Origin of the sequence: Streptomyces sp. Edi2 (assembly GCF_040253635.1) — a bacterium.
Classification (GTDB): Bacteria; Actinomycetota; Actinomycetes; order Streptomycetales; family Streptomycetaceae; genus Streptomyces.
In genome coordinates, this window is the sequence record NZ_JBEJGX010000003.1 from 1,192,446 (window position 1) to 1,211,350 (window position 18,905).

General features: G+C 72.6%; 15 protein-coding genes. 5 read left to right on the forward strand and 10 right to left on the reverse strand.

The window, feature by feature from the left end:
• Window positions 1-61: 61 nt before the first annotated feature.
• From ABR737_RS08635 to ABR737_RS08645, 3 genes are all read right to left on the reverse strand, one after another.
• Window positions 62-1,621: an acyl-CoA synthetase gene (locus ABR737_RS08635; RefSeq protein ID WP_350249592.1), complete on the reverse strand. Its 1,560-nt coding sequence runs from the start codon at window positions 1,619-1,621 to the stop codon at window positions 62-64.
• A gap of 96 nt (window positions 1,622-1,717) precedes the next feature.
• Window positions 1,718-2,821, reverse strand: coding sequence for an NAD(P)H-dependent flavin oxidoreductase (locus ABR737_RS08640; RefSeq protein ID WP_350249593.1), 1,104 nt, complete (start codon window positions 2,819-2,821; stop codon window positions 1,718-1,720).
• A gap of 131 nt (window positions 2,822-2,952) precedes the next feature.
• Entirely contained in the window at window positions 2,953-4,524 is a 1,572-nt protein-coding gene (locus ABR737_RS08645; RefSeq protein WP_350249594.1) for a phytoene desaturase family protein, read from the reverse strand.
• Window positions 4,525-4,704: 180 nt separating this feature from the next.
• Here ABR737_RS08645 and ABR737_RS08650 point away from each other — a divergent pair, with 180 nt between their 5' ends.
• Window positions 4,705-6,012, forward strand: coding sequence for a glycoside hydrolase family 27 protein (locus ABR737_RS08650; protein ID WP_350249595.1), 1,308 nt, complete (start codon window positions 4,705-4,707; stop codon window positions 6,010-6,012).
• Window positions 6,013-6,115: 103 nt separating this feature from the next.
• Here ABR737_RS08650 and ABR737_RS08655 read toward each other — a convergent pair whose 3' ends face one another.
• The 7 genes from ABR737_RS08655 to ABR737_RS08685 form a co-directional block, all read right to left on the reverse strand.
• Entirely contained in the window at window positions 6,116-8,233 is a 2,118-nt protein-coding gene (locus ABR737_RS08655) for a serine/threonine-protein kinase (RefSeq protein ID WP_350249596.1), read from the reverse strand.
• A 25-nt stretch (window positions 8,234-8,258) separates the two neighbouring features.
• A complete protein-coding gene (locus ABR737_RS08660; RefSeq protein WP_350249597.1) occupies window positions 8,259-9,155 on the reverse strand; it encodes an oxygenase MpaB family protein in 897 nt (298 codons plus the stop codon).
• Between the two features lie 216 nt (window positions 9,156-9,371).
• Window positions 9,372-10,595 carry an acyl-CoA dehydrogenase family protein gene (locus tag ABR737_RS08665; RefSeq protein ID WP_350249598.1) on the reverse strand — a complete coding sequence of 408 codons (1,224 nt, stop codon included), beginning with the start codon at window positions 10,593-10,595 and terminating at the stop codon, window positions 9,372-9,374.
• Between the two features lie 295 nt (window positions 10,596-10,890).
• A complete protein-coding gene (locus tag ABR737_RS08670; RefSeq protein ID WP_350249599.1) occupies window positions 10,891-11,685 on the reverse strand; it encodes an SDR family NAD(P)-dependent oxidoreductase in 795 nt (264 codons plus the stop codon).
• A gap of 184 nt (window positions 11,686-11,869) precedes the next feature.
• Complete coding sequence (locus ABR737_RS08675; RefSeq protein WP_350249600.1) at window positions 11,870-12,292, reverse strand: SH3 domain-containing protein; 423 nt, start codon at window positions 12,290-12,292, stop codon at window positions 11,870-11,872.
• Between the two features lie 177 nt (window positions 12,293-12,469).
• A complete protein-coding gene (locus ABR737_RS08680) occupies window positions 12,470-13,234 on the reverse strand; it encodes a VOC family protein (RefSeq protein WP_350249601.1) in 765 nt (254 codons plus the stop codon).
• 134 nt (window positions 13,235-13,368) lie between these two features.
• Window positions 13,369-14,511: an FAD-dependent oxidoreductase gene (locus ABR737_RS08685; protein WP_350249602.1), complete on the reverse strand. Its 1,143-nt coding sequence runs from the start codon at window positions 14,509-14,511 to the stop codon at window positions 13,369-13,371.
• A 325-nt stretch (window positions 14,512-14,836) separates the two neighbouring features.
• On the opposite strand from ABR737_RS08685, the gene ABR737_RS08690 reads away from it, so the two are divergent.
• The 4 genes from ABR737_RS08690 to ABR737_RS08705 all read left to right on the forward strand — a co-directional run bounded on the left by ABR737_RS08690 (window position 14,837) and on the right by ABR737_RS08705 (window position 18,816).
• Window positions 14,837-15,847 carry a FecCD family ABC transporter permease gene (locus ABR737_RS08690; RefSeq protein WP_350249603.1) on the forward strand — a complete coding sequence of 337 codons (1,011 nt, stop codon included), beginning with the start codon at window positions 14,837-14,839 and terminating at the stop codon, window positions 15,845-15,847.
• Window positions 15,844-16,920 (forward strand): FecCD family ABC transporter permease, encoded by a 1,077-nt coding sequence (locus tag ABR737_RS08695; protein WP_350249604.1) that lies wholly within the window; start codon window positions 15,844-15,846, stop codon window positions 16,918-16,920. Before ABR737_RS08690 ends, ABR737_RS08695 begins: the two co-directional genes overlap by 4 nt.
• Window positions 16,917-17,729 (forward strand): ABC transporter ATP-binding protein, encoded by an 813-nt coding sequence (locus ABR737_RS08700; protein ID WP_350249605.1) that lies wholly within the window; start codon window positions 16,917-16,919, stop codon window positions 17,727-17,729. The genes ABR737_RS08695 and ABR737_RS08700 overlap by 4 nt, the downstream gene beginning before the upstream one ends.
• Before the next feature lie 73 nt (window positions 17,730-17,802).
• A complete protein-coding gene (locus ABR737_RS08705) occupies window positions 17,803-18,816 on the forward strand; it encodes an ABC transporter substrate-binding protein (protein WP_350249606.1) in 1,014 nt (337 codons plus the stop codon).
• The last annotated feature ends 89 nt before the right edge of the window (window positions 18,817-18,905 follow it).

The following is an 18,905-nucleotide window of genomic DNA, read 5'->3' on the forward strand; positions in this document are numbered from 1 at the left end:
CCCTCACCGCCGGTCAAGCCACCCGACCGGAGTCCGGAGCCCTGGCCACGGGGGCCACCGGCTACACGGAGCGTTCCCGCCCCTCCCAGTACGGGTCGCGCAGCCGGCGCTTGTAGAGCTTGCCGTTGGGGTCGCGTGGCATGGCGGTGAGGAAGTCGACCGACTTGGGCCGTTTGTAGCCCGCCAGTTGCCGTGCGCAGTGGGCCATGATGTCGGCGGCCAGTTCGGGCCCGGGCAGGTGGCCCTCGGCGGGTTCGATCACGGCCTTGACCTCCTCTCCCCAGTCGTCGTGCGGGATGCCGAAGGCGGCCGCGTCGGCGACCGCGGGGTGGGCGAGCAGGGCGGACTCGATCTCGGCGGGGTAGATGTTCACCCCGCCCGAGATGATCATGTCGATCTTGCGGTCGCGGAGGAAGAGGAATCCGTCGGCGTCCAGGTACCCGAGGTCCCCGACGGTGAAGAAGTCTCCGATCCGGTTCTTCTTCGTCTTCCCCTCGTCCTTGTGGTACTGGAAGCCGCCGGTGCTCATCTTCATGTAGACGGTGCCGAGTTCGCCCGGGGGCAGCCGGTTCCCGTCGTCGTCGAAGACGGCCAGCTCGCTGATCGGCCAGGCCTTGCCGACCGTCCCGGGCTTCTTGAGCCAGTCCTCGGCGGTCGCGAATGCGCCACCGCCCTCGCTGGCCGCGTAATACTCCTCGACGCAGTCCCCCCACCAGTCGATCATGGCGCGTTTGACGTGGTCGGGGCAGGGTGCGGCACCGTGGAGGGCATGCCGCATCGAGCTCACGTCGTAGGCCGCGCGGGTCTCCTCCGGCAGCGCGAGCAGCCGGTGGAACTGGGTGGGCACCATATGGGTGTGGGTGCAGCGGTGCGCGTCTATCAGGGCCAGCATGTCCTGCGGGGTCCACTTGTCCATCAGGACGAGTCGGTGACCGATGTGCAGCGAGGCGCCGGCGAATTGCAGGACGGCGGTGTGGTAGAGCGGCGAGCAGACCAGATGGACATGGTCGTCGAACGGCGTGATGCCGAAGATGGCGAGGAATCCGCCGAGGTGGGCGGCCTCGGGCTCGGTGCCGGGCAGCGGGCGGCGGATGCCGCGCGGGCGTCCGGTGGTGCCGGAGGTGTAGTTCATGACCCAGCCCAGCGTGCGGTCCCCTGGCGCGGACTGTGGCTGTCCGTCGAGGAGTTGGGCGTAGGGCTGGAAACCGTCGATACGGCCGACGGCATGGCGCCGGGACGCCGGCAGCTTCGCCTCGTCGGCGGCGTGCCGGGCCGCCTCGGCGAACCGCTCGTGGGCGATCAGCACCTTCGCCCCGGAGTCGGCGACAATCCAGGCGATCTCCGGGCCGACCAGGTGGTGGTTGACGGGGACGAGGTAGAAGCCCGCCTGGGACGCGGCCAGGTAGGCGGTGAAGAACTCGACGCCGTTGGGGAGGACCACGGCGAAGGCGTCACCGCGCTCCAGGCCCGCCGCCCGCAGGCCGTGGACCAACTGGTTGCTCGCGGCGTGCAGCCGTCCGGCGGTCCACTCCTCACCGTCGGCGGTGACCAGGACCGTGCGGTCCGGGTCGGCGGTGGCCTGCGCCCAGAAGCCGTTGGGCGGTGGGGACTCATGGGTCATTCCGCTGTCCTCCTCAAGATCAGGCGCCCCCGGGATCAGACGCCTTCGGGATCAGGCACCCCGCGATCAGGCGCCTCGGGATCAGGCACCCCGCGATCAGGCGCGTCCGGCGATGCGGTTGATGCGGTCGATGGCCCGCTCGAAGCCGCGGGTGAGGTCGTCGAAGACGGCCTGGACGCTGCGTTCGCTGTTCATCCGGCCGACGATCTGGCCGACCGGGGTGCCGAGCAGCGGCTCGACCTCGTACCGCTGGATACGGGAGTTGGCCTCGGCGACCAGCAGCCCCTGCAGCGGCATCGGGAGGGGCCCGGGGCCGCCCGGTTCGTCCCAGGCGTCGGTCCATTCGGTGCGCAACTGGCGGGCGGGTTTGCCGGTCAGGGCACGGGAGCGGACGGTGTCGCCGGGGCCGGCGGCGAGCAGCTTGGCGGTCAGCCGCCGGGAGTGCAGATCCGCCTCCTCGGTGGTCAGCCAGAGCGAGCCCAGCCAGACGCCCTGGGCACCGAGGGCGAGCCCGGCGGCGATCTGCTCACCGGTGCCGATACCGCCCGCGGCGAGCACCGGCAGCGGGTCGACGGCGGCCACCACCTCGGGGGTGAGCACCATGGTGGCGATCTCGCCGGTGTGGCCGCCCGCCTCGTACCCCTGGGCGACGACGATGTCGATACCGGCGGCCTTGTGGTGGCGGGCGTGGCGCGGGCTGCCTGCCAGTGCGGCGACGAGGATGCCGTGGTCGTGAGCGCGCCGGACGATGTCGGGCGGGGGTGAGCCGAGGGCGTTGGCCAGCAGCTTGACCGGATAGTCGAAGGCCACATCGAGCTGGGTGCGGGCGACCTGTTCCATCCACCCGGTGATCCGCCAGCCGGATGCCTCGCCCTCCGCGAGATGCGGCACCTGGTGCTTGTCGAGGAGCCCGGTGACGAAGCGGCGGTGCTCCTCCGGGATCATCGCCTCGACCTCGGCCTCGGTGACGCCCTCCACCTTCTTGGCGGGCATCACCACATCGAGCCCGTACGGCAGCCCTCCGGTGTGGTCCTGCATCCAGTCCAGGTCGCGCGCCAGCTCGTCCGGCGCGGTGTAGCGGACCGCGCCGAGCACCCCGAACCCGCCGGCCCGGGTGATCGCCGCGGCGACCGCGGGGAAAGGGGTGAACCCGAAGACGGCGTGCTCGACTCCCAGGGTGTTGCTCAGCTCCGTCTGCATGGGCGCAGGATGCCGCAGCGGGCCGTACGAGGGAAGAGAGTTTCTGATGCAGCGTCAGAAACTTGACGCGGCATCCCGGAACGGGCGGCCGCCGGCCGTCCCGGGACGCCGGGGCGGCCGGCCGTCGCCGCTCATCCCTCCTCCAGCACCGCCATCGCCGCGTTGTGCCCCGGGATGCCGCTCACGCCCCCGCCGCGTACCGCGCCCGCCCCGCACAGCAGGACGTTGGGGTGCGTGGTCGCCACGCCCCAGCGGGCCGGGCCGGACCGGGCGTCACCGAGCGCTTCGTCCGAGGGATCCGCGTAGGGAAAGGCCAGGTCGCGGTGGAAGATGTTGCCGCCCGGCAGGCCGAGTTCACGGTCCAGGTCGAGGGGCGAGCGGGCCTCGATGCAGGGGCGGCCGTCGGCGTCGTGGGCCAGGCAGTCGGCGAGCGGTTCGGCGAGGTGACGCTCCAGTTCGGCGAGGGTGGCCGCCAGGAGGCGGTCGCGGGTGGTGTCGTTGTCGGCGGTGAACAGGCTCGCGGGGGCGTGCAGGCCGAACAGGGTGAGGGTCTGGTAGCCCTGCCGGACCAGGTCGGCACCGAGGATGGAGGGGTCGGTGAGGGAGTGGCAGTAGATCTCGGACGGCGGGGAGGCGGGCAGGGTGCCGGATGCGGCCTGCTGGTAGGCACTCTCCAGCTGGCGGTAACCCTCGGCGATATGGAAGGTGCCGGAGAAGGCCTCCCGTGGGTCCACCCGGTTGTCTCGCAGCCGTGGCAGCCGGGTGAGCAGCATGTTGACCTTGAGCTGGGCGCCCTCGGCGGGGGGCGGCGGGGCCTCGCCCAGCAGACGGGCCAGCTCGCGCGGGGCGGCGTTGACGAGGACCCGGCGGGCGCCGATGGTGCCCGCCTCGCAGGTCACCTCCGCGCTGCGGCCGTCCGTCGCGATACCGGTCACCGCGCAGTCGGTGACGATCTCCGCGCCGGCCCGCCGGGCGGCGTCGGCCAGTGCGTCGGTGAGGGCGCCCATCCCGCCGATGGGGACGTCCCAGTCGCCGGTGCCGCCGCCGATGACGTGGTAGAGGAAGCAGCGGTTCTGACGGAGCGACGGGTCATGGGCGGTGGCGAAGGTGCCGATGAGGGCGTCGGTGAGGACCACGCCGCGGATCAGGTCGTCGGTGAAGGTCTCCTCGACCACCTCCCCCAGGGGGCGTTCGAACAGGGCGTGCCAGGTGGCGTCGTCGTCGACCGCGGCGCGCAGTGCGGCACGGGTGGGCAGGGGCTCGGTCAAGGTGGGGAAGACGCGCTCGGCCAGCCGCGCCGTGCTGCCGTAGAAGCGCTGCCAGGCAGTGAACTCCCGGTCGGACCCGGTGAGTTCGGCGAAGGCGGTACGGGTCCGGCCCTCGCCGCCGCCGACCAGGAGGCCGGTGGGCCGGCCGTCGCGCACGGTGGGGGTGTAGGAGGAGACGGTGCGTTTGCGGACCGCGAAGCGCAGACCGAGGTCCCGCACGATCTTCGGCGGCAACAGGCTGACGAGGTAGGAGTAACGGGACAGCCGGGCGTCGACTCCGGCGAACGCCCGGGTCGACACGGCGGCACCACCGGTGTGGTCCAGCCGCTCCAGCACCAGCACGCTGCGCCCGGCGCGTGCGAGATAGGCGGCGGCCACCAGTCCGTTGTGCCCGCCACCGACGATGACCGCGTCATACGAAGTCCGTTCCGGCATGCCCCTTGGTAGCACGCGGTGATCGCGGTCGCCAGGTGCAGGCGGCTGAAACCTTCACCCGGGGCGGTGCGGCTTCTTGACCGGGCAGGGGGCTGCTCCTAGCGTCCGGCCGTGCTCCGCCCCGGCCCCCACCCCCGCCGCGCTCTCGTCAGACCGTCCCGCCCACCCGTGAGGTGACCCGTGTCCCACTCGCCGGTACCCCGCCTCGGCCGCACCTTCGCCGGACTGACCGCCGTCGCCGCCTGTTCGGCCGGGCTGCTCGCGGCCCCCGCTCCCGCCTCTGCGGCCCCAGGGCCGGCCCGTGCGTCCGCCGCCCGGCAGCTCGCGGAGAGGTATCCGAACCTGGCGCCGAGACCCCCGATGGGCTGGAACGACTGGTCGTACTACATGTGCGACATCAACGAGAAGGTGATCCTCGACAACGCGCGGGCGCTGGTCCGTTCGGGGCTGGCCCGGCGCGGCTACCGCACCGTCACCGTCGACGACTGCTGGATGAGCAGGCAGCGCGGCCCCGAGGGCGAACTGACGGCGGACCGGACGAAGTTCCCGCACGGCATGGCCTACCTCGGGCGGAAGCTGCACGAGCTGGGACTGAAGTTCGGGATCTACGAGGACGTCGGCACCCTGACCTGTGAGAAATATCCGGGCAGTCTCGGCCATTTCCGGGAAGACGCGGAGCTGTTCGCCCGCTGGAAGGTCGACTACGTCAAGGCGGACGGCTGCAATGTCCCCGTCGCGCCGGGGCACACCAAAGAGGAGACCTACCGGGACCTGTACGGCCAGATGAGCCGTGCGCTGCGGGCCACCGGCCGCCCGATCACCTTCTCGGTGTCGGCGCCGGCCTACTTCCAGTACGACGGGGACAGCGTCTGGCACCGGGTCATCGGCTGGTCGGCCTCGCTCGGCAATCTGTGGCGGGGCGGGCGGGACGTCGCGGTGGAGAAGAACACACCGGCCGTGAAGTGGTCCTCCATCCTCTACAACTTCCGCTACAACGCGCGGCTGGCCGGCCTCCAGCGTCCCGGCCGCTGGAACGACCCGGACTTCCTGCTGGCCGGTGACACGGGCGTGACGCAGCAGGAGATGCAGAGCCAGATGTCGCTGTGGGCGATGATGGCCGCCCCCCTGATCTCCAGCACGGACCTGAGCCGCCTGTCCCCGGCGGCACGCAAGGTGCTCGGGAACAAGAAGGTCATCGCCGTCGACCAGGACGCGCTCGGCGTCCAGGGGACCGTCGTGCAGGAGGACAACGGCTCCGCGGTGCTGACCAAGCCGCTGAAGAACGGCGACCGGGCCGTCGCCCTGTTCAACTCGGGCGACACGCCGCGCACGCTGTCGGTCACGGCCGGGACGGCCGGACTGCCGGAGGCGGGCTCCTACCTGCTGCGCGATCTGGTCAGCGGCCGCCGCTCGCACAGCGAGGACACGATCACGGCACGCGAGGTGCCGCCCCACAGCACGGTGCTCTACCGGGTGACTCCGGACTGACCTGACCCGGTCTCCGGGGGCGGCTCGGTCTCCGGGGGCCGGCCCGGGCACCTCGGGTACCGGCCCGGGGCACCTCGGGTACCGGGCCACCGCGGCCCGTCCCCTACCGCCGGCGTGCGGCGCGCTCCCTGCGCAGGTCCGCGACCCGGCGGTGGAGGGCGGCCGCCTCCTTCGTACGGCCCAGTTGTTCCAGGCACTGGGCCAAGTCGCCGTAGCTGGCCAGCGTGTCGAGATGGCCGGCGCCCAGGACCCGTTCGCGGGCGTCCGCGACCTCGCGGTAGAGGTCCAGCGCCTCGTCCCAGCGGCCCAGCCAGCCGAGCGCCACGGCACTCTCCCGGCGGCTGACCAGGGTGTCGGGGTGGTCGGGCCCGAGCACCCGCGCCCGTGCCGCGGCGACCGCACGCGCCTCCGCCAGCGCCTCCTGCCAGCGGTTCTGCCGTCCGAGGCTGACGCCCAGGCCGTGCCGGGCACGCAACGTCTCCGGATCCTCCGCGCCCTGGGCACGGGTACGGGCGGCGGTCAGGTCCCGGTAGAGCGCCAGGGCTTCGCCGCTGCGGCCGAGCCGGCCGAGGCCGATGCCGACCTCGTAGCGGGCGGCGAGGGTGTCGGGGTGGTCGGGGCCGAGCGAGGCGGTGCGCGCCGCCGCGATGTCCCGGTAGGTGTGCAGGGCCTCCGTCCACCGGCCCAGTCTGCCCAGGACATGGGCGAGTTCGCAGCGGGTGGCGAGGGTGTCGGCGTGGTCCGCGCCGAGCACCCGGGCGCGGGCCTCGGCCACCTCCCGGGCCAGAGCGCAGCAGTCCTCCAGCCGTCCCAGCCGGCCGAGGTTCAGCGCGACGTGGTGGCGGCAGCTCAGCGAGTCGGGGTGGTCGGGGCCCAGTGCACGTTCACGGCCCGTCAGCACCTCGGCGTAGACCTGGTGCGCCTCGAAGCTCCGGCCGAGACGGCTCAGGGCGTGACCGGCCTCCAGACGGCTGGTGAGCGTGTCGGGGTGGTCGGGGCCGAGCAGCCGCTCGCGCTCCGCGGCGAGCGCACGGTGTGCCTCGCCCGCCTCCGCCCAGCGGCCCAGCCGGCCGAGGTTCAGCGCGGCGGTGTGCCGTCCGGCCAGCGCGGCGAGGGTGGCGCGGCGGTCGTCCGGCGGTGCCGGGCTGGCGATGCCGGCGGCCGGGGACGCGTCACCGCACTGCGGCTCCCTTCCGCCGGTCCAGGTGTCGGTCAGGACGGTGGCGGAACGGTCCGCCGGGAACCCGTGCGCCCGCCGCCCGGGGGCCGCCAGGGAGCCGAGGGTCATGCCACGGGTCCAGGAGGGCAGCCGCCGGCCGGGGCCGGTCGCCTCGTCCGAGCCGCCCGCGGTGCCACGGGCGGGGTGCGGATGGCGGGCGTCGGCGAGGCGTTTGCCCAGCTCGTCGGCGTCCCTGGGCCGGTCGTCGGGGTCCTTGGCGAGCAGTTCGAGGATGATGCGCTCGTAGGCCTCGGGGAGGTCGGGGCGCAGCGTACGGGGCGGTTCCGGCGCCTGGTCACGGTGCCCGACGAGCACCGCCCAGGCATCCCCCAGGTCGAAGGGCGGCACGCCGGTGGCGATCTCATACAGCACACAGCCGAGGGAGTAGAGGTCGCTGCGGTGGTCGACGCCGTGGGCGCCGATCTGTTCGGGCGACATGTAGTGCGGACTGCCCATGGCGATGCCGGTGCCGGTGAGGCGGGCGGTGAAGCCGATGTCGTGGCCGAGCCGGGCGATGCCGAAGTCGCAGATCTTGACCGTGCCGTCGGCGGTCCGGACGATATTCGCCGGTTTCAGATCGCGGTGCACGACGGCTTGTTCGTGGGTGTAGGCGAGCGCGGCGGTGACCTGCTCGGCGATCTCGACGAGGTCCGGTACGGGCAGCGGCTGGCGGCGGTTGTCCTCCAGCAGCTGGCTGAGGTTACGGCCGCTGAGCAGTTCCATGACGATGAAGAGGGTGCCCTCGTCCTCGCCGAAGTCATGGACGACGGTGATGCCGCGGTGCTGGAGCGCGGCGGCGACCCGGGCCTCACGGCGGAAACGTTCGCGCAGTACCTGCAGGAACGACGGTTCGTGCCGTGGCCCCGTGGGCTTGAGGCACTTGACCGCGACTTGCCGGCCCAGCGACTCGTCGCGGGCCCGCCACACCTCCCCCATGCCACCGCGCCCGATGGTGCCGAGCAGCCGGTACCGCCGTTGGATCAGTCTCTGGTCCGCACCCATGTATCGCCGCCCCCGTCCCCCGTGGTCAGCCGCGCAGTTCCCCCTGCGTGTCCTCCTGCCCGTCCAGTATGGCGGCGGAAGGGCGGAGCTTGTAGGGCGCTGGGCGGGCGCCGGGGCCGAGTCGTGCGACGGCGCGCAGGATGTGCCGGGGCGGGAGCTGCCAGCGGACGGCGGGCGGAATGGCGCGAAGGAGGCGGCCGGTGGCGCGCAGCCGCCGGGTGACGGTTGCGGACGGGGGTACGGGGCGCCCGTAGAGCTCATGTGCGTACGCCGGGAGTGCGCCGTAGGCGAGCTGTGCCACCCGCTGCCAGAGCAGGGCGCGGGCCGGCACGAGCGGGGCCGGGGTCGGTGGCCTGCACAGAAACGCGTCCACCTCGCCGGCTTCGGGGGTCAGCGCCAACTCGGGCCGTACGCGGGCGAAGTAGGCGGCGAGCGCGGCCCGGCTGCCGGGCACACCGGCCGGGTCGAGGCCGACGAGCCGGGCGCTTTCGCGCTGCTCGTGGAGGTAGGCGTCGGCATGGGCGTCGCCTAGCGGGTACCCGGAGCGGCGCAGGACGTGCAGGTAGGAATCCACCGCCGCGCAGTGCACCCACAGCAGCAGGTCCGGCTCGTCGACCCCGTAGCGCTCCCCGCTGGCGGGGTCGGTGGCGGACAGCCGGCGGTGGATACGGCGGACCGTGGCACCGGCCTGTTCGGCGGCGTCGGTGGTGTCGTACGTGAGCGTGCCGACGAACTCGGCGGTCCGCATCAGCCGGCCCCAGGCGTCACTCCTGAAGTCCGAATTCTGAAGGACACCGCGCACCGCACGAGGGTGCAGCGCCTGGAGGTACAGCGCACGGACGCCCGCGATCCACATCATCGGATCGCTGTGCATCTGCCAGGTCACGGAACGGGGCCCGAAAAGCCCCGGGTCGCCTCCCATGCGCCACACCTCCCGCTGCCGGACCGCCCTGCCGTCGGCGTGTCTCCATTGTCGGTCGTGCCGTGGGTCCTGTGCATCATGCGCGCGGCGGGCCCGGTACGGCAGGGACAGTCCAGCCGCCGTTGCGTACGGGGGGCCGCGCGCTCCCGGTCGGCCGCCGGTGCGCCGGTCCCAATCGGTGGTGCGCTGGTCCCGGTCGGCGTCGGTCGCACCGGTTCAGCGCCGTACGCGGGGCATCCCCAGGCCGATCCAGGAGATGATCTCGCGCTGGATCTCGTTGTTGCCGCCGCCGAAGGTGAAGATGACGGCGGAGCGGTAGCCGCGTTCCAGTTCGCCGTGGAGGACCGCGCCGGCCGAGCCCTCTTTGAGGGGACCCGCGGAGCCGACGACCTCCATCAGCCAGGCGTAGGCGTCCCGGCGGGCCTCGGAGCCGTAGACCTTGACCGCGGAGGCGTCCTGCGGGGTGAGGGTGCCCTGCTGGAGCGCGTCGACCATCTGCCAGTTCAGCAGCTTCATGGCATCGAGTCTGGCGTGGGTGCGGGCCAGCCGTCCGCGCACCCAGCCCAGGTCGATGACCCGGCGGCCGTCGCCGAGTGCGGTGCCGGCGGCCCAGCGCTGGACGTCGTGCAGGGCGCGGATGGCCATGGTCCCGTGGGCGGCGAGGGTGACCCGCTCGTGGTTGAGCTGGTTGGTGATGATCCGCCAGCCCTTGTTCTCTTGGCCGACGCGGCGGGAGGCCGGGACGGTGATGTTCTCGTAGTAGCTGGCGGTGGTGTCGTGCGAGGCGAGGGTGTTGATCAGGGTGCAGGAGTAGCCGGGGTCGCTGGTGGGGACGAGGAGCATGGTGATGCCCTTGTGGGGCGGGGCCTGGGGGTCGGTGCGCACGGCGAGCCATACCCAGTCCGCGGTGTCGCCGTTGGTCGTCCAGATCTTCTGCCCGTTGACGACGTAGTGGCCGGTCTCCTCGTCGCCCTCGCGTACGGCGCGGGTCTTGAGGGCGGCCAGGTCGGTGCCGGCGTCCGGTTCGCTGTAGCCGATGGCGAAGTCGATCTCGCCGGAGAGGATCCGGGGCAGGAAGTAGGCCTTCTGTTCGTCGGTGCCGAACTGCATGATCGTCGGGCCGACGGTGTTCAGCGCCATCAGCGGCAGCGGCACGCCCGCTTGGGCCGCCTCGTCGAAGAAGATGAACTGTTCCGTCGGGGACAGGCCGCGCCCGCCGAACTCCTTGGGCCAGCCGACGCCGAGCCAGCCGTCGGTGCCCAGCCGCCGTACGGTCTCGCGGTAGAAGCGCTTCCGGTCGGCGGCGCCGGCGAGGGAGCCGTCTGCACCGGCCTCGGAACCGTGGGGGCCGGCGAGGGCACCGTCCGGCACCAACTCGGCGAAGTAGGTGCGCAGCTCGGCGCGCAACTGCTGTTGCTCGGGGGTGTATTCGAGGTGCACGGCCCCTCCAGTTCGTCCGGTCCGGTCGTCCGGTCCGAGGGGGCGCGGGATGCTGACGGCCCGTCGGCTGCCGGATCGAGGGCACAGTAGAACTTGTTTCAGTAATTCGGAAGGGTGCGGGTGCGCGGCTGTGCCGGGGCGGTCGTGCCGGGGGGCATGCGGGAGGGCGGCCGTACGGGAGGTGGTCGTGCGGGGGGGCGTGCGGGGGGGGCGTGCGGGGGGCGACCGTACGGGGGACAGTCACACGGAGCGAGCCGGCGTGCCGTCCGGACGGGCGGGAGGCTCACCCCCTCGGTCAGGGGAGGATCGAGTCGACGTACCCGCCGTCGACGCGGACGGCCGCACCCGTCGTCGCCGAGGCGAACGGGGAGCTGAGGTAGACCACCATGGCGGCGATCTCCTCCGGTTCGATCATGCGCTGGATCAGCGACTGCGGCCGGTACTCCCGCATGAACGCACGTTGCGCCTCGTCCCACGGGAGGTCCCGGCCGACGAGGTCGTAAACGAAGTCCTCGACGCCTCCGGTATGGGTCGGTCCGGCGATGACCGAGTTCACGCACACCCCGCTCCCGGCCGCCTCCTTGGCAAAGCCCCGGGACACCGCGAGCAGCGCCGTCTTGGACATCCCGTACTGAATCATCTCCGCCGGGATCACCACGGCGGAGTCGCTGGCGATGTTCTGGATGCGTCCCCAGCCCCGCTCGGTCATCCCGGGAAGATAGCGGCGGATCATCCGGACGGCCGTGAGCACATTGATTTCGAAATAGCGCCGCCATTCGGCGTCGTCGATCTCCAGGGCGGGCCGGGGGCCGAAAATGCCCAGGTTGTTGATGAGGATGTCTGCCTGCGGTACGGCCTCGGCGATCCGGTCGAGGCCGTCGTCGGTGCCGACGTCACCGGGCGCCGCGAGGAATGCCGTGCCCGGCTCCTCGGTCCGCATCCGCTCCAGCGCCGCGTCCACGGACCCGGCGCTGCGGCCGTTCACGGCGACCCGGGCTCCGGCGCGGGCCAACCCCAGGGCAATGGCCGCCCCGATGCCCTGCGTCGACCCGGTCACGATCGCGGTCCGTCCGGTGAGATCGATCTGCATGGCTCCCTTCCTTTCCCTGCCCTTCCTTTCCCTGCCCCTCCCTTCCCCGCCCCTCCTTTCCTTCTCTTCTCCGTTCTCGGTTTTGCGCTCTTGCGCTCCGCGGACGGGCGACACCGCCCGACGCGCACACGAAGGCCCGGTCCGGTACCTCCGCGGCACCGGACCGGGCCTACCCCGGGCTCCATCAACCCACGGCGTGCTTCGCCGCGTTGGGCGGCAGCAGGCGGCTGCGCCGGACGTCCTTGCAGTACTTCACGGCGCCGCTGCTGGTCACGTACCTGGCCGAGACCCAGGTCGCCCGCTCCTCGCGGGTCAGGTACCAGACGGTGTTGCCGCCGACGCTCTGGGTGCGGACCTTGCACACCAGGCCGACCTGTGCACGGTGGTGGAGGTGACCCCGCACCGAGGAGTCCGTGCTGGGATACTGACGCTGACTCAGGCCCGTCTTGGCGATGACCACGCCAAAGGGCTTGGCGGGCGCGGGCGTCGTCGCGTGCGCCGGGGCCGCGGCCAGCAGCGTCGCGCCGAGGGCGGCGGCCGCGGTCAGTGCGCCCGCGCCGGCTGCGAGCTTTTTGCCGCGGGCCATGAGGAGGTCGGTCGTGGGCATAGGGGTCTCCTGTTCTCGACGCGCAATGCCACCCATTGCCGCGAAGTGGACATTACGCATAAACCACTCCTGGAGTGTGGTGAAACGACGAACAGGACGCCGATCGTGTGACAGCACAAGGCCGCCCGCGGCAGGGGCGGTCGCCGCACCGCGGGTACACCGGAGCAATGTCCGGACTCAGCCCTCCATACCGGCCCGGTGGATGCCGAAGTGTCCTCCCTGCGGATCCCGGATCACCGCGACCCTCGGCCCCGCGGGCACATCGGTCGGGGGCACCAGCAGCATGCCGCCCGACTCGGCAGCCCGGGCGGCCGTCTCGTCGACGTCGGCGACCGCGAAGTACGGCAGCCAGTGCGCCCTGACGTCGTCCGGGTAGAACTCGTCCAGCGCGCTCATCCCGCCGAAGTCGGCACCGTCAATGCCCCATTGCGGGTAGTCCTTGTGCGTGCCCACGGTCCAGCCGAAGATCCGTGTGTAGAAGGCCTTGGCGGCCTCCTCGTCCCGGGTCGCGAGCTCGACCCAGCCGAGCGAGCCCGGTGCGTTGAACACCGCGGCGCCGGCGAACGACCGGCCCTGCCACAGCGAGAAGACCGCGCCTTCCGGGTCGGCCAGTACGGCGAAGCGGCCGAGGTCGAAGACGTCCATCGGCCCCGTCAACCGGCGCCCGCCCGCCTCGGTGACCGCCGCGGCCTGCGCGTCGGCGTCCCGCGTCGCGAACGACACGGTCCAGGCGGTCGGCTGCCCGGGGACGTGGAGCGGAGTCAGCGCGGCGACCGGGGCGGCCCCGAGGTACAGCATGGTGTAGCCGCCCGCCTCGTCGCGCGGGTCGGTCTCGGCGCGCCAGCCGAAGACCTGGCGGTAGTACACCTTGGCGGCGTCCACGTCCGACGTGCCCAGCTCCACCCAGCAGGGCGCGCCGGGTGTGGGCTCAGTGATCTTCACGGTGCGTTCCGTTCCCTCCGCGCCCGGCCGTGGCCGGACGGTGCCGCGCTCGCGTCCGCGCACTGCCGGCCGGCATTCGTACGCTGCCGATCGTCCGACGGGCGCGACGGGGCCGCAACCGGAGAGCCGGCAGGTCACCGCCGGCGGGCGCGCGGATGGCGCAGCGGGGCGTCGGGGGTGAGGGCTTCGGCCAGGCCGCGGGCGGCGTGTTCGGCGGCCTCGGCGGCGCGGGGCAGCAGGGCCGTTTCGTAGGCGCGCACCGCTTCGTCCGGGTCACGGTGCCCGGTGAGGGCCCGGGCGAGTTCGGCGCCGTCGAGCATGGCGAGGCCGGCGCCCGGGGGGGCGAACGGCGGCATCAGATGTGCGGCGTCGCCGAGCAGGGTCAGGCCGGGGGTGTGCGTCCAGGTGTGCGGCACCGGCAGGGCGAACAGCGGGCGGTGGGCGAACCCGCCGTCGTTGTCCCGCAGCAGCGCCAGCAGCCGTTCGTCCCAGCCCGCGAACCGGTCGAGGAGTACGGCACGGACGGCCTCGGTGTCCGTCATCCGCACCCCGGCCTCCAGCGCCCAGTCCTGGGAGCCGCGGAAGGCGGCATAGAGGCGGATGCGGCCGCGGCTGTCGCGCCGGGCGATCAGCGCCTTGCCGGCGGACTCCGCCCGCATGCTGCCGGCCCCGACCAGACGGGCGGCCTCGGGGTGCCGGGTGCCGGCGTCCTCGAATCCGGACTCGACGAAAGTGACCCCGGTGTAGTGAGGGGTGGCGTCGGAGAGCATCGGCCGGACCCTGGACCAGCTGCCGTCGGCACCGATGACCAGGTCGAAGGTCTCGCTGTGGCCGTCGTCGAACTCGGCCCGGTGGCGGCCGTCGCCGAGCGGATGAAGGGTGCGCAGGTAGCTGCCCCAGCGCACGGTTCCGGGCGTGAGGGAGTCCAGCAGCAGCCGGCGCAGCTCGCCCCGGTCGATCTCGGAGTGGCCGGCCGCGCCGGGGGTGGGGGTGGGGGCGTCCGGGAAGAGCGCCGTCGCGGTGTGGTCGAGCAGCCGCACCTCCTGTCCGGCGGGGCGGGCGAGAGCGGCGAACTCCTCGTACAGGCCGGCGGCCCGCAGCGCCGCCTGACCGGTCGTCATGTCCAGCTCCAGCGTGCCGCCTTGCGGGCGGGCACCGGCGGAGGCGTCGTGCTCGAAGACGGTGACCGGTACGCCGTTGCGCTGCAGAACGCGGGCACAGGTCAGCCCGCCGGGGCCGGCGCCGATGATCGCGATACGGGGAGGGGTGGGGATCATGGCGCTCCTCAGACGGGCAGAACGGCGGGGCCTCTCCCTCAGAAAAGCACATTGGCCGAAAAGGTCCATCGATGCGCTTTCCGTACAACTCGCCCCTTGTGCGGGAGGGGCGCGAGCGAGGAACCGCGGCGATTCGCCGGAGTGAGCGGGGGCGTGGGTGGGTAGATCACCCCAGGTCGGGGCCCTGCCGGGGGCCAGCGGCGGAGACCCGCCGGGCAAAAAGGACAGTTGATTGTTTAACGCCGCCTCAGTTGCAAGTTTAGGTATGCCTAACCTAATGTAACGACGCGTGCCGACGTTCAAACCACCTGCCACCGCACCCCCTGTGCCCGATGCGCGTCCCGCCGCGAAGCTCCTGCGGCGCGTCCCGCTGTTCGTGGCCGGGCTCTGTGCCCTGGCGGCCTGTGCCGCCCTGAGCCTTGCCCTCGGTGCCCGCTCCGTACCGCTGTCCACCGTGTGGGACGCGCTGTCCGGCGCCGTCCACGGACGGGATGCCCTCGTGGTGACCGGACTTCGGCTGCCGCGGACCGTGGTGGCCCTCGCGGTCGGCGCGGCGCTCGGCGTCGCCGGTGCGGTCGTCCAGGGCGTCACCCGCAACCCGCTCGCGTCGCCGACGACGCTCGGCATCAACGCGGGAGCGGGCTTCGCGGTGGTCACCGCGATCTACGCACTGCACCTGACCCGCCCCGCCCAGTACGTCTGGTTCGCATTCGCCGGCGCCGCGGCCGCCGCACTGTTCGCCCAGGCGCTGGCCCGGCGCGCCGGTGATCTCGACCCGGCGCGGCTCGCGCTGGGCGGCACCGTCCTCCAACTCGTCCTGATCTCCTGGACCTCGACGGTCATGCTGGCCAGCAAGCGGTCGCTGGACGAGGCCCGGTTCTGGATGGCCGGTTCGCTGGCCGAGCGCCCGCTGTCGGTGCTCTACCCGGTGCTGCCGACCCTGGTGCTCGGCCTGCTCCTCGCGCTGGCCCTGGCCCCCGCCCTCAACGCGCTGGCGCTGGGCGACGACGCGGCGCAGGCGCTGGGCGTACGGGTGACCCGGATCCGGGTGGGCGGCGGCCTGGCCGTCGTCCTGCTCGCCGCGTCGGCGGTGGCGGTGGCCGGTCCGCTCGCCTTCATCGGGCTGGCGGCACCGCACCTGGTCCGCCAGTTGCTGCGCACCTCCGACCACCGGATCGTGGTGCCGGGCTGTCTGATCGCCGGTCCCCTGCTGCTGCTCGCCGCCGACATCCTCGGACGGATCGTCATCCGGCCGTCCGAGCTGCAGGTCGGCATCATCAGCGCGTTCCTCGGCGCGCCGCTGCTGGCGCTGCTGGCCCGGAAGGTGGCCCGATGACCGACCTCGCACGGGACGAGAAGCCGCTCGGCTCGCCGTCCTCCTCCCCCTCCCCCGCTCCCCGGCGCGGGCGCACGGTCCGCCGGAGCCTGCTGCTCGCCCTCGCCGGCCTCGTGGTGCTCGGCGCGCTGGTGACGGTGTCGGTGGCCAACGGCGATATGCCGCTGCCGCCCGCCGATGCGGTCCAGGGCCTGTTCGGGATCGGCGATTCCGCCACGGTGCTGGTGGTCCAGGAGTTCCGGGCCCCGCGGATGGTCGCGGCGATCGTCGCGGGCGCGGGCCTGGCGGTGGCCGGTGCCCTGCTGCAGCGGCTGTTCCGCAATCCGCTGGCCTCCCCCGATGTGATGGGGGTGACCGGCGGTGCCTCGTTCGGCGCGGTGGCGATGCTGGCTGCCGGTGCCTCACAGGCGCTGATGCCGCTGGCCGCCCTCGGCGGCGGGCTGCTGGCGGCGGTCCTGCTGGGGGTGTTCGGCTGGCGCGCCGGGGTCAGCGTGACCCGGCTGGTGCTGGTCGGTCTCGCCGTACAGGCGGGCCTGTCCGCGGCGGTGAGCTTCATGGTGGTCCGCTTCCCCACCGAGCTGGCCGGTTCGGCCCTCCAGTGGACGACGGGGTCGGTGTACGGGCGGACCTGGATCGAGGTGTGGTCCGCGGGCGGGGCGATGGCCGTGGCGCTGCTCGCCGCCTTCGCACTGCAGCGCCGGCTCGCGGTCCTCGACCTGGGCGACGACTCGGCGGGCGCGCTCGGTCTGCGTACCCACACCGCCCGCCTGCAGATCCTGGTCGTCGCCATCGTGCTGGCCTCGCTGGCCGCCGCGCTCACCGGCCCGGTCGCCTTTGTCGCGCTCGCCGTCCCGCACATGGTGCGGTTCCTCGCCGGGCCGCCGACCGCCGGGACGCTGGCGCTGTCCGGCCTGGCCGGTGCGGTGCTGCTGCTCGCCTCCGACCTCGTGGCGCAGTACCTGCTGCCGGTCGGCGGGCTGCCGGTCGGCGTGGTCACCGCCACGCTGGGCGCGCCGTGGCTGCTGGTGTTGATGATCCGTCAGAGCAGTTCCGTCAACAGGAGTGTCCGATGACCGCCAACCAGCTCTCCACCCAGGGACTCGATCTGCGCTACGGCGACCGGCTGATCGTCGGCGGCCTCGATCTGGTGCTGCCCGGCGGCGCCGTCACCGCCGTCGTCGGCCCCAACGCCTGCGGCAAGTCGACCCTGTTGCGCGGTCTGACCCGGCTGCTGACGCCGGCCGCCGGTACCGTCGCGCTGGACGGCGCCGACATCCACCGGATGCCGGCGAAGGCGCTGGCCCTGCGGATGGGGCTGCTCCCCCAGCAGCCGGTCACCCCCGACGCGATCACCGTCGAGGCGCTGGTCCGGCTGGGCCGCTACCCGCACCAGCGGCTGCTGAGCCCCTGGTCGACGGCGGATCAGCAGGCGGTGGAGGAGGCGCTGCGGCGCACCGGCACCCTGGAGTTGCGCGACCAGCCCGTCGACCGGCTCTCCGGCGGCCAGCGGCAGCGCGCCTGGATCGCGCTCGCGCTGGCCCAGGACACCGAGCTGCTGCTGCTCGACGAGCCGACCACCTTCCTCGATCTGCGGCACCAGCTCGATGTCCTCGATCTGGTCGCCGCGTTGCACTCCGAGGCGGGCCGCACCGTGGTGATGGTGCTGCACGACCTCGGCCAGGCGGCCCGGTACGCGGATCACCTCGTGGTCCTCAAGGACGGGCAGCTGGCGGCGGCCGGCGCACCGGCGGACGTCCTCGACGCGGAGCTGGTCAAGTCCGTGTTCGACGTGGACTGCCGGGTGATCCCCGACCCCGAGACCGGCACCCCGCTGGTCGTCCCCAAGGGCAGCGCGAAACGGCACACCACCGTCTCCGCCTGACCCGGCCTCTCCCCCACGGCTTCCCCCCACGGCCTCTCCCGCTTTCCGCTCCCCCTCAGGAAGTTGAACCCTCATGCTGAACAGATCCGCTCTCCGCGGCGCCGGCCGGCTGCCGGCCGCGCTGCTCTCCGTCGTCCTGGGCGCGGGCGCCCTCACCGCGTGCGGCGGCGGCACCTCCTCCGACGGCGATGACGCGGCGAAGGCCGGTGCCGGGTTCCCGCGCACCGTCAAGAGCGCCATGGGCGGCGACGTGAAGATCCCCGCCAAGCCCAAGCGCGTGGTCGTCCTGGACACCGGTGAGCTCGACGACGTCGCCACGCTCGGCATCAAGCCCGTCGGCGCGGTCTCCCCGCACATGAAGACCGAGGGCGGCTTCCCCTCCTACCTCAAGGACGAGATCGGGGGTGTCAAGGACGTCGGTCCGCTGCTGGAGCCGAACCTGGAGAAGATCATCGCGCTGAAGCCCGACCTGATCCTGTCCTCCAAGGTCCGGCACGAGAAGATCTACGACAAGCTCCAGCAGATCGCGCCGACCGTCTTCACCGAGACCACCGGCGGCCCCTGGAAGGCCAACCTCAAGGTCCACGCCAAGGCGCTGGGTCTGGAGAAGGAAGCCGGCCAGAAGCTGAAGGAGTACGAGACCCGGGCCAAGGCGCTGGGCGAGGCCATCAAGAAGAAGTACCACGGCAAGATGCCGTCGGCGTCCGTGGTGCGCTTCGTCGCCGGCCCGACCCGCCTCTACCAGAAGTCCTCCTACAGCGGTGTGGTCCTGGACGACATCGGCCTGGCCCGGCCGAAGTCGCAGAGCTCGACCGACCCGGCCAAGACGATGCTCGACGTCAGCCCGGAGCAGATCGACAAGGCCGACGCGGACCTGGTGTTCGTCACCACCGCGGACACGCCGAGCAAGACCCAGCAGAAGGACGTCACGTCCAACCCGGTCTGGAAGGACCTGCCGGCCGTCAAGAAGAACAAGGTCATCAACGTGCCCGACGAGACCTGGATGTCCGGCATCGGCATCCAGGCCGCCGAGCACATGCTCGCCGACGTGGCCAAGGCCACCGGCGTGCCGCTGCCGAAGGCCTGACCCGCCCGGAACGGGGGTGGGCCGCCGTCCCCAACGGCCCGCCCCCGTCCTCGATGTCCCCCTGCACCACCCTTGATCCTGAAGGGCCC

Excerpts from the sequence above, each read along its gene's own strand:
- ABR737_RS08675 (WP_350249600.1), bottom strand. The coding sequence starts at position 12,292 with ATGCCCACGACCGACCTCCTCATGGCCCGCGGCAAAAAGCTCGCAGCC.
- ABR737_RS08640 (WP_350249593.1), bottom strand. The coding sequence starts at position 2,821 with ATGCAGACGGAGCTGAGCAACACCCTGGGAGTCGAGCACGCCGTCTTC.
- ABR737_RS08660 (WP_350249597.1), bottom strand. The coding sequence starts at position 9,155 with ATGGGAGGCGACCCGGGGCTTTTCGGGCCCCGTTCCGTGACCTGGCAG.
- ABR737_RS08645 (WP_350249594.1), bottom strand. The coding sequence starts at position 4,524 with ATGCCGGAACGGACTTCGTATGACGCGGTCATCGTCGGTGGCGGGCAC.
- ABR737_RS08695 (WP_350249604.1), top strand. The coding sequence starts at position 15,844 with ATGACCGACCTCGCACGGGACGAGAAGCCGCTCGGCTCGCCGTCCTCC.
- ABR737_RS08635 (WP_350249592.1), bottom strand. The coding sequence starts at position 1,621 with ATGACCCATGAGTCCCCACCGCCCAACGGCTTCTGGGCGCAGGCCACC.
- ABR737_RS08700 (WP_350249605.1), top strand. The coding sequence starts at position 16,917 with ATGACCGCCAACCAGCTCTCCACCCAGGGACTCGATCTGCGCTACGGC.
- ABR737_RS08670 (WP_350249599.1), bottom strand. The coding sequence starts at position 11,685 with ATGCAGATCGATCTCACCGGACGGACCGCGATCGTGACCGGGTCGACG.
- ABR737_RS08655 (WP_350249596.1), bottom strand. The coding sequence starts at position 8,233 with ATGGGTGCGGACCAGAGACTGATCCAACGGCGGTACCGGCTGCTCGGC.
- ABR737_RS08685 (WP_350249602.1), bottom strand. The coding sequence starts at position 14,511 with ATGATCCCCACCCCTCCCCGTATCGCGATCATCGGCGCCGGCCCCGGC.
- ABR737_RS08705 (WP_350249606.1), top strand. The coding sequence starts at position 17,803 with ATGCTGAACAGATCCGCTCTCCGCGGCGCCGGCCGGCTGCCGGCCGCG.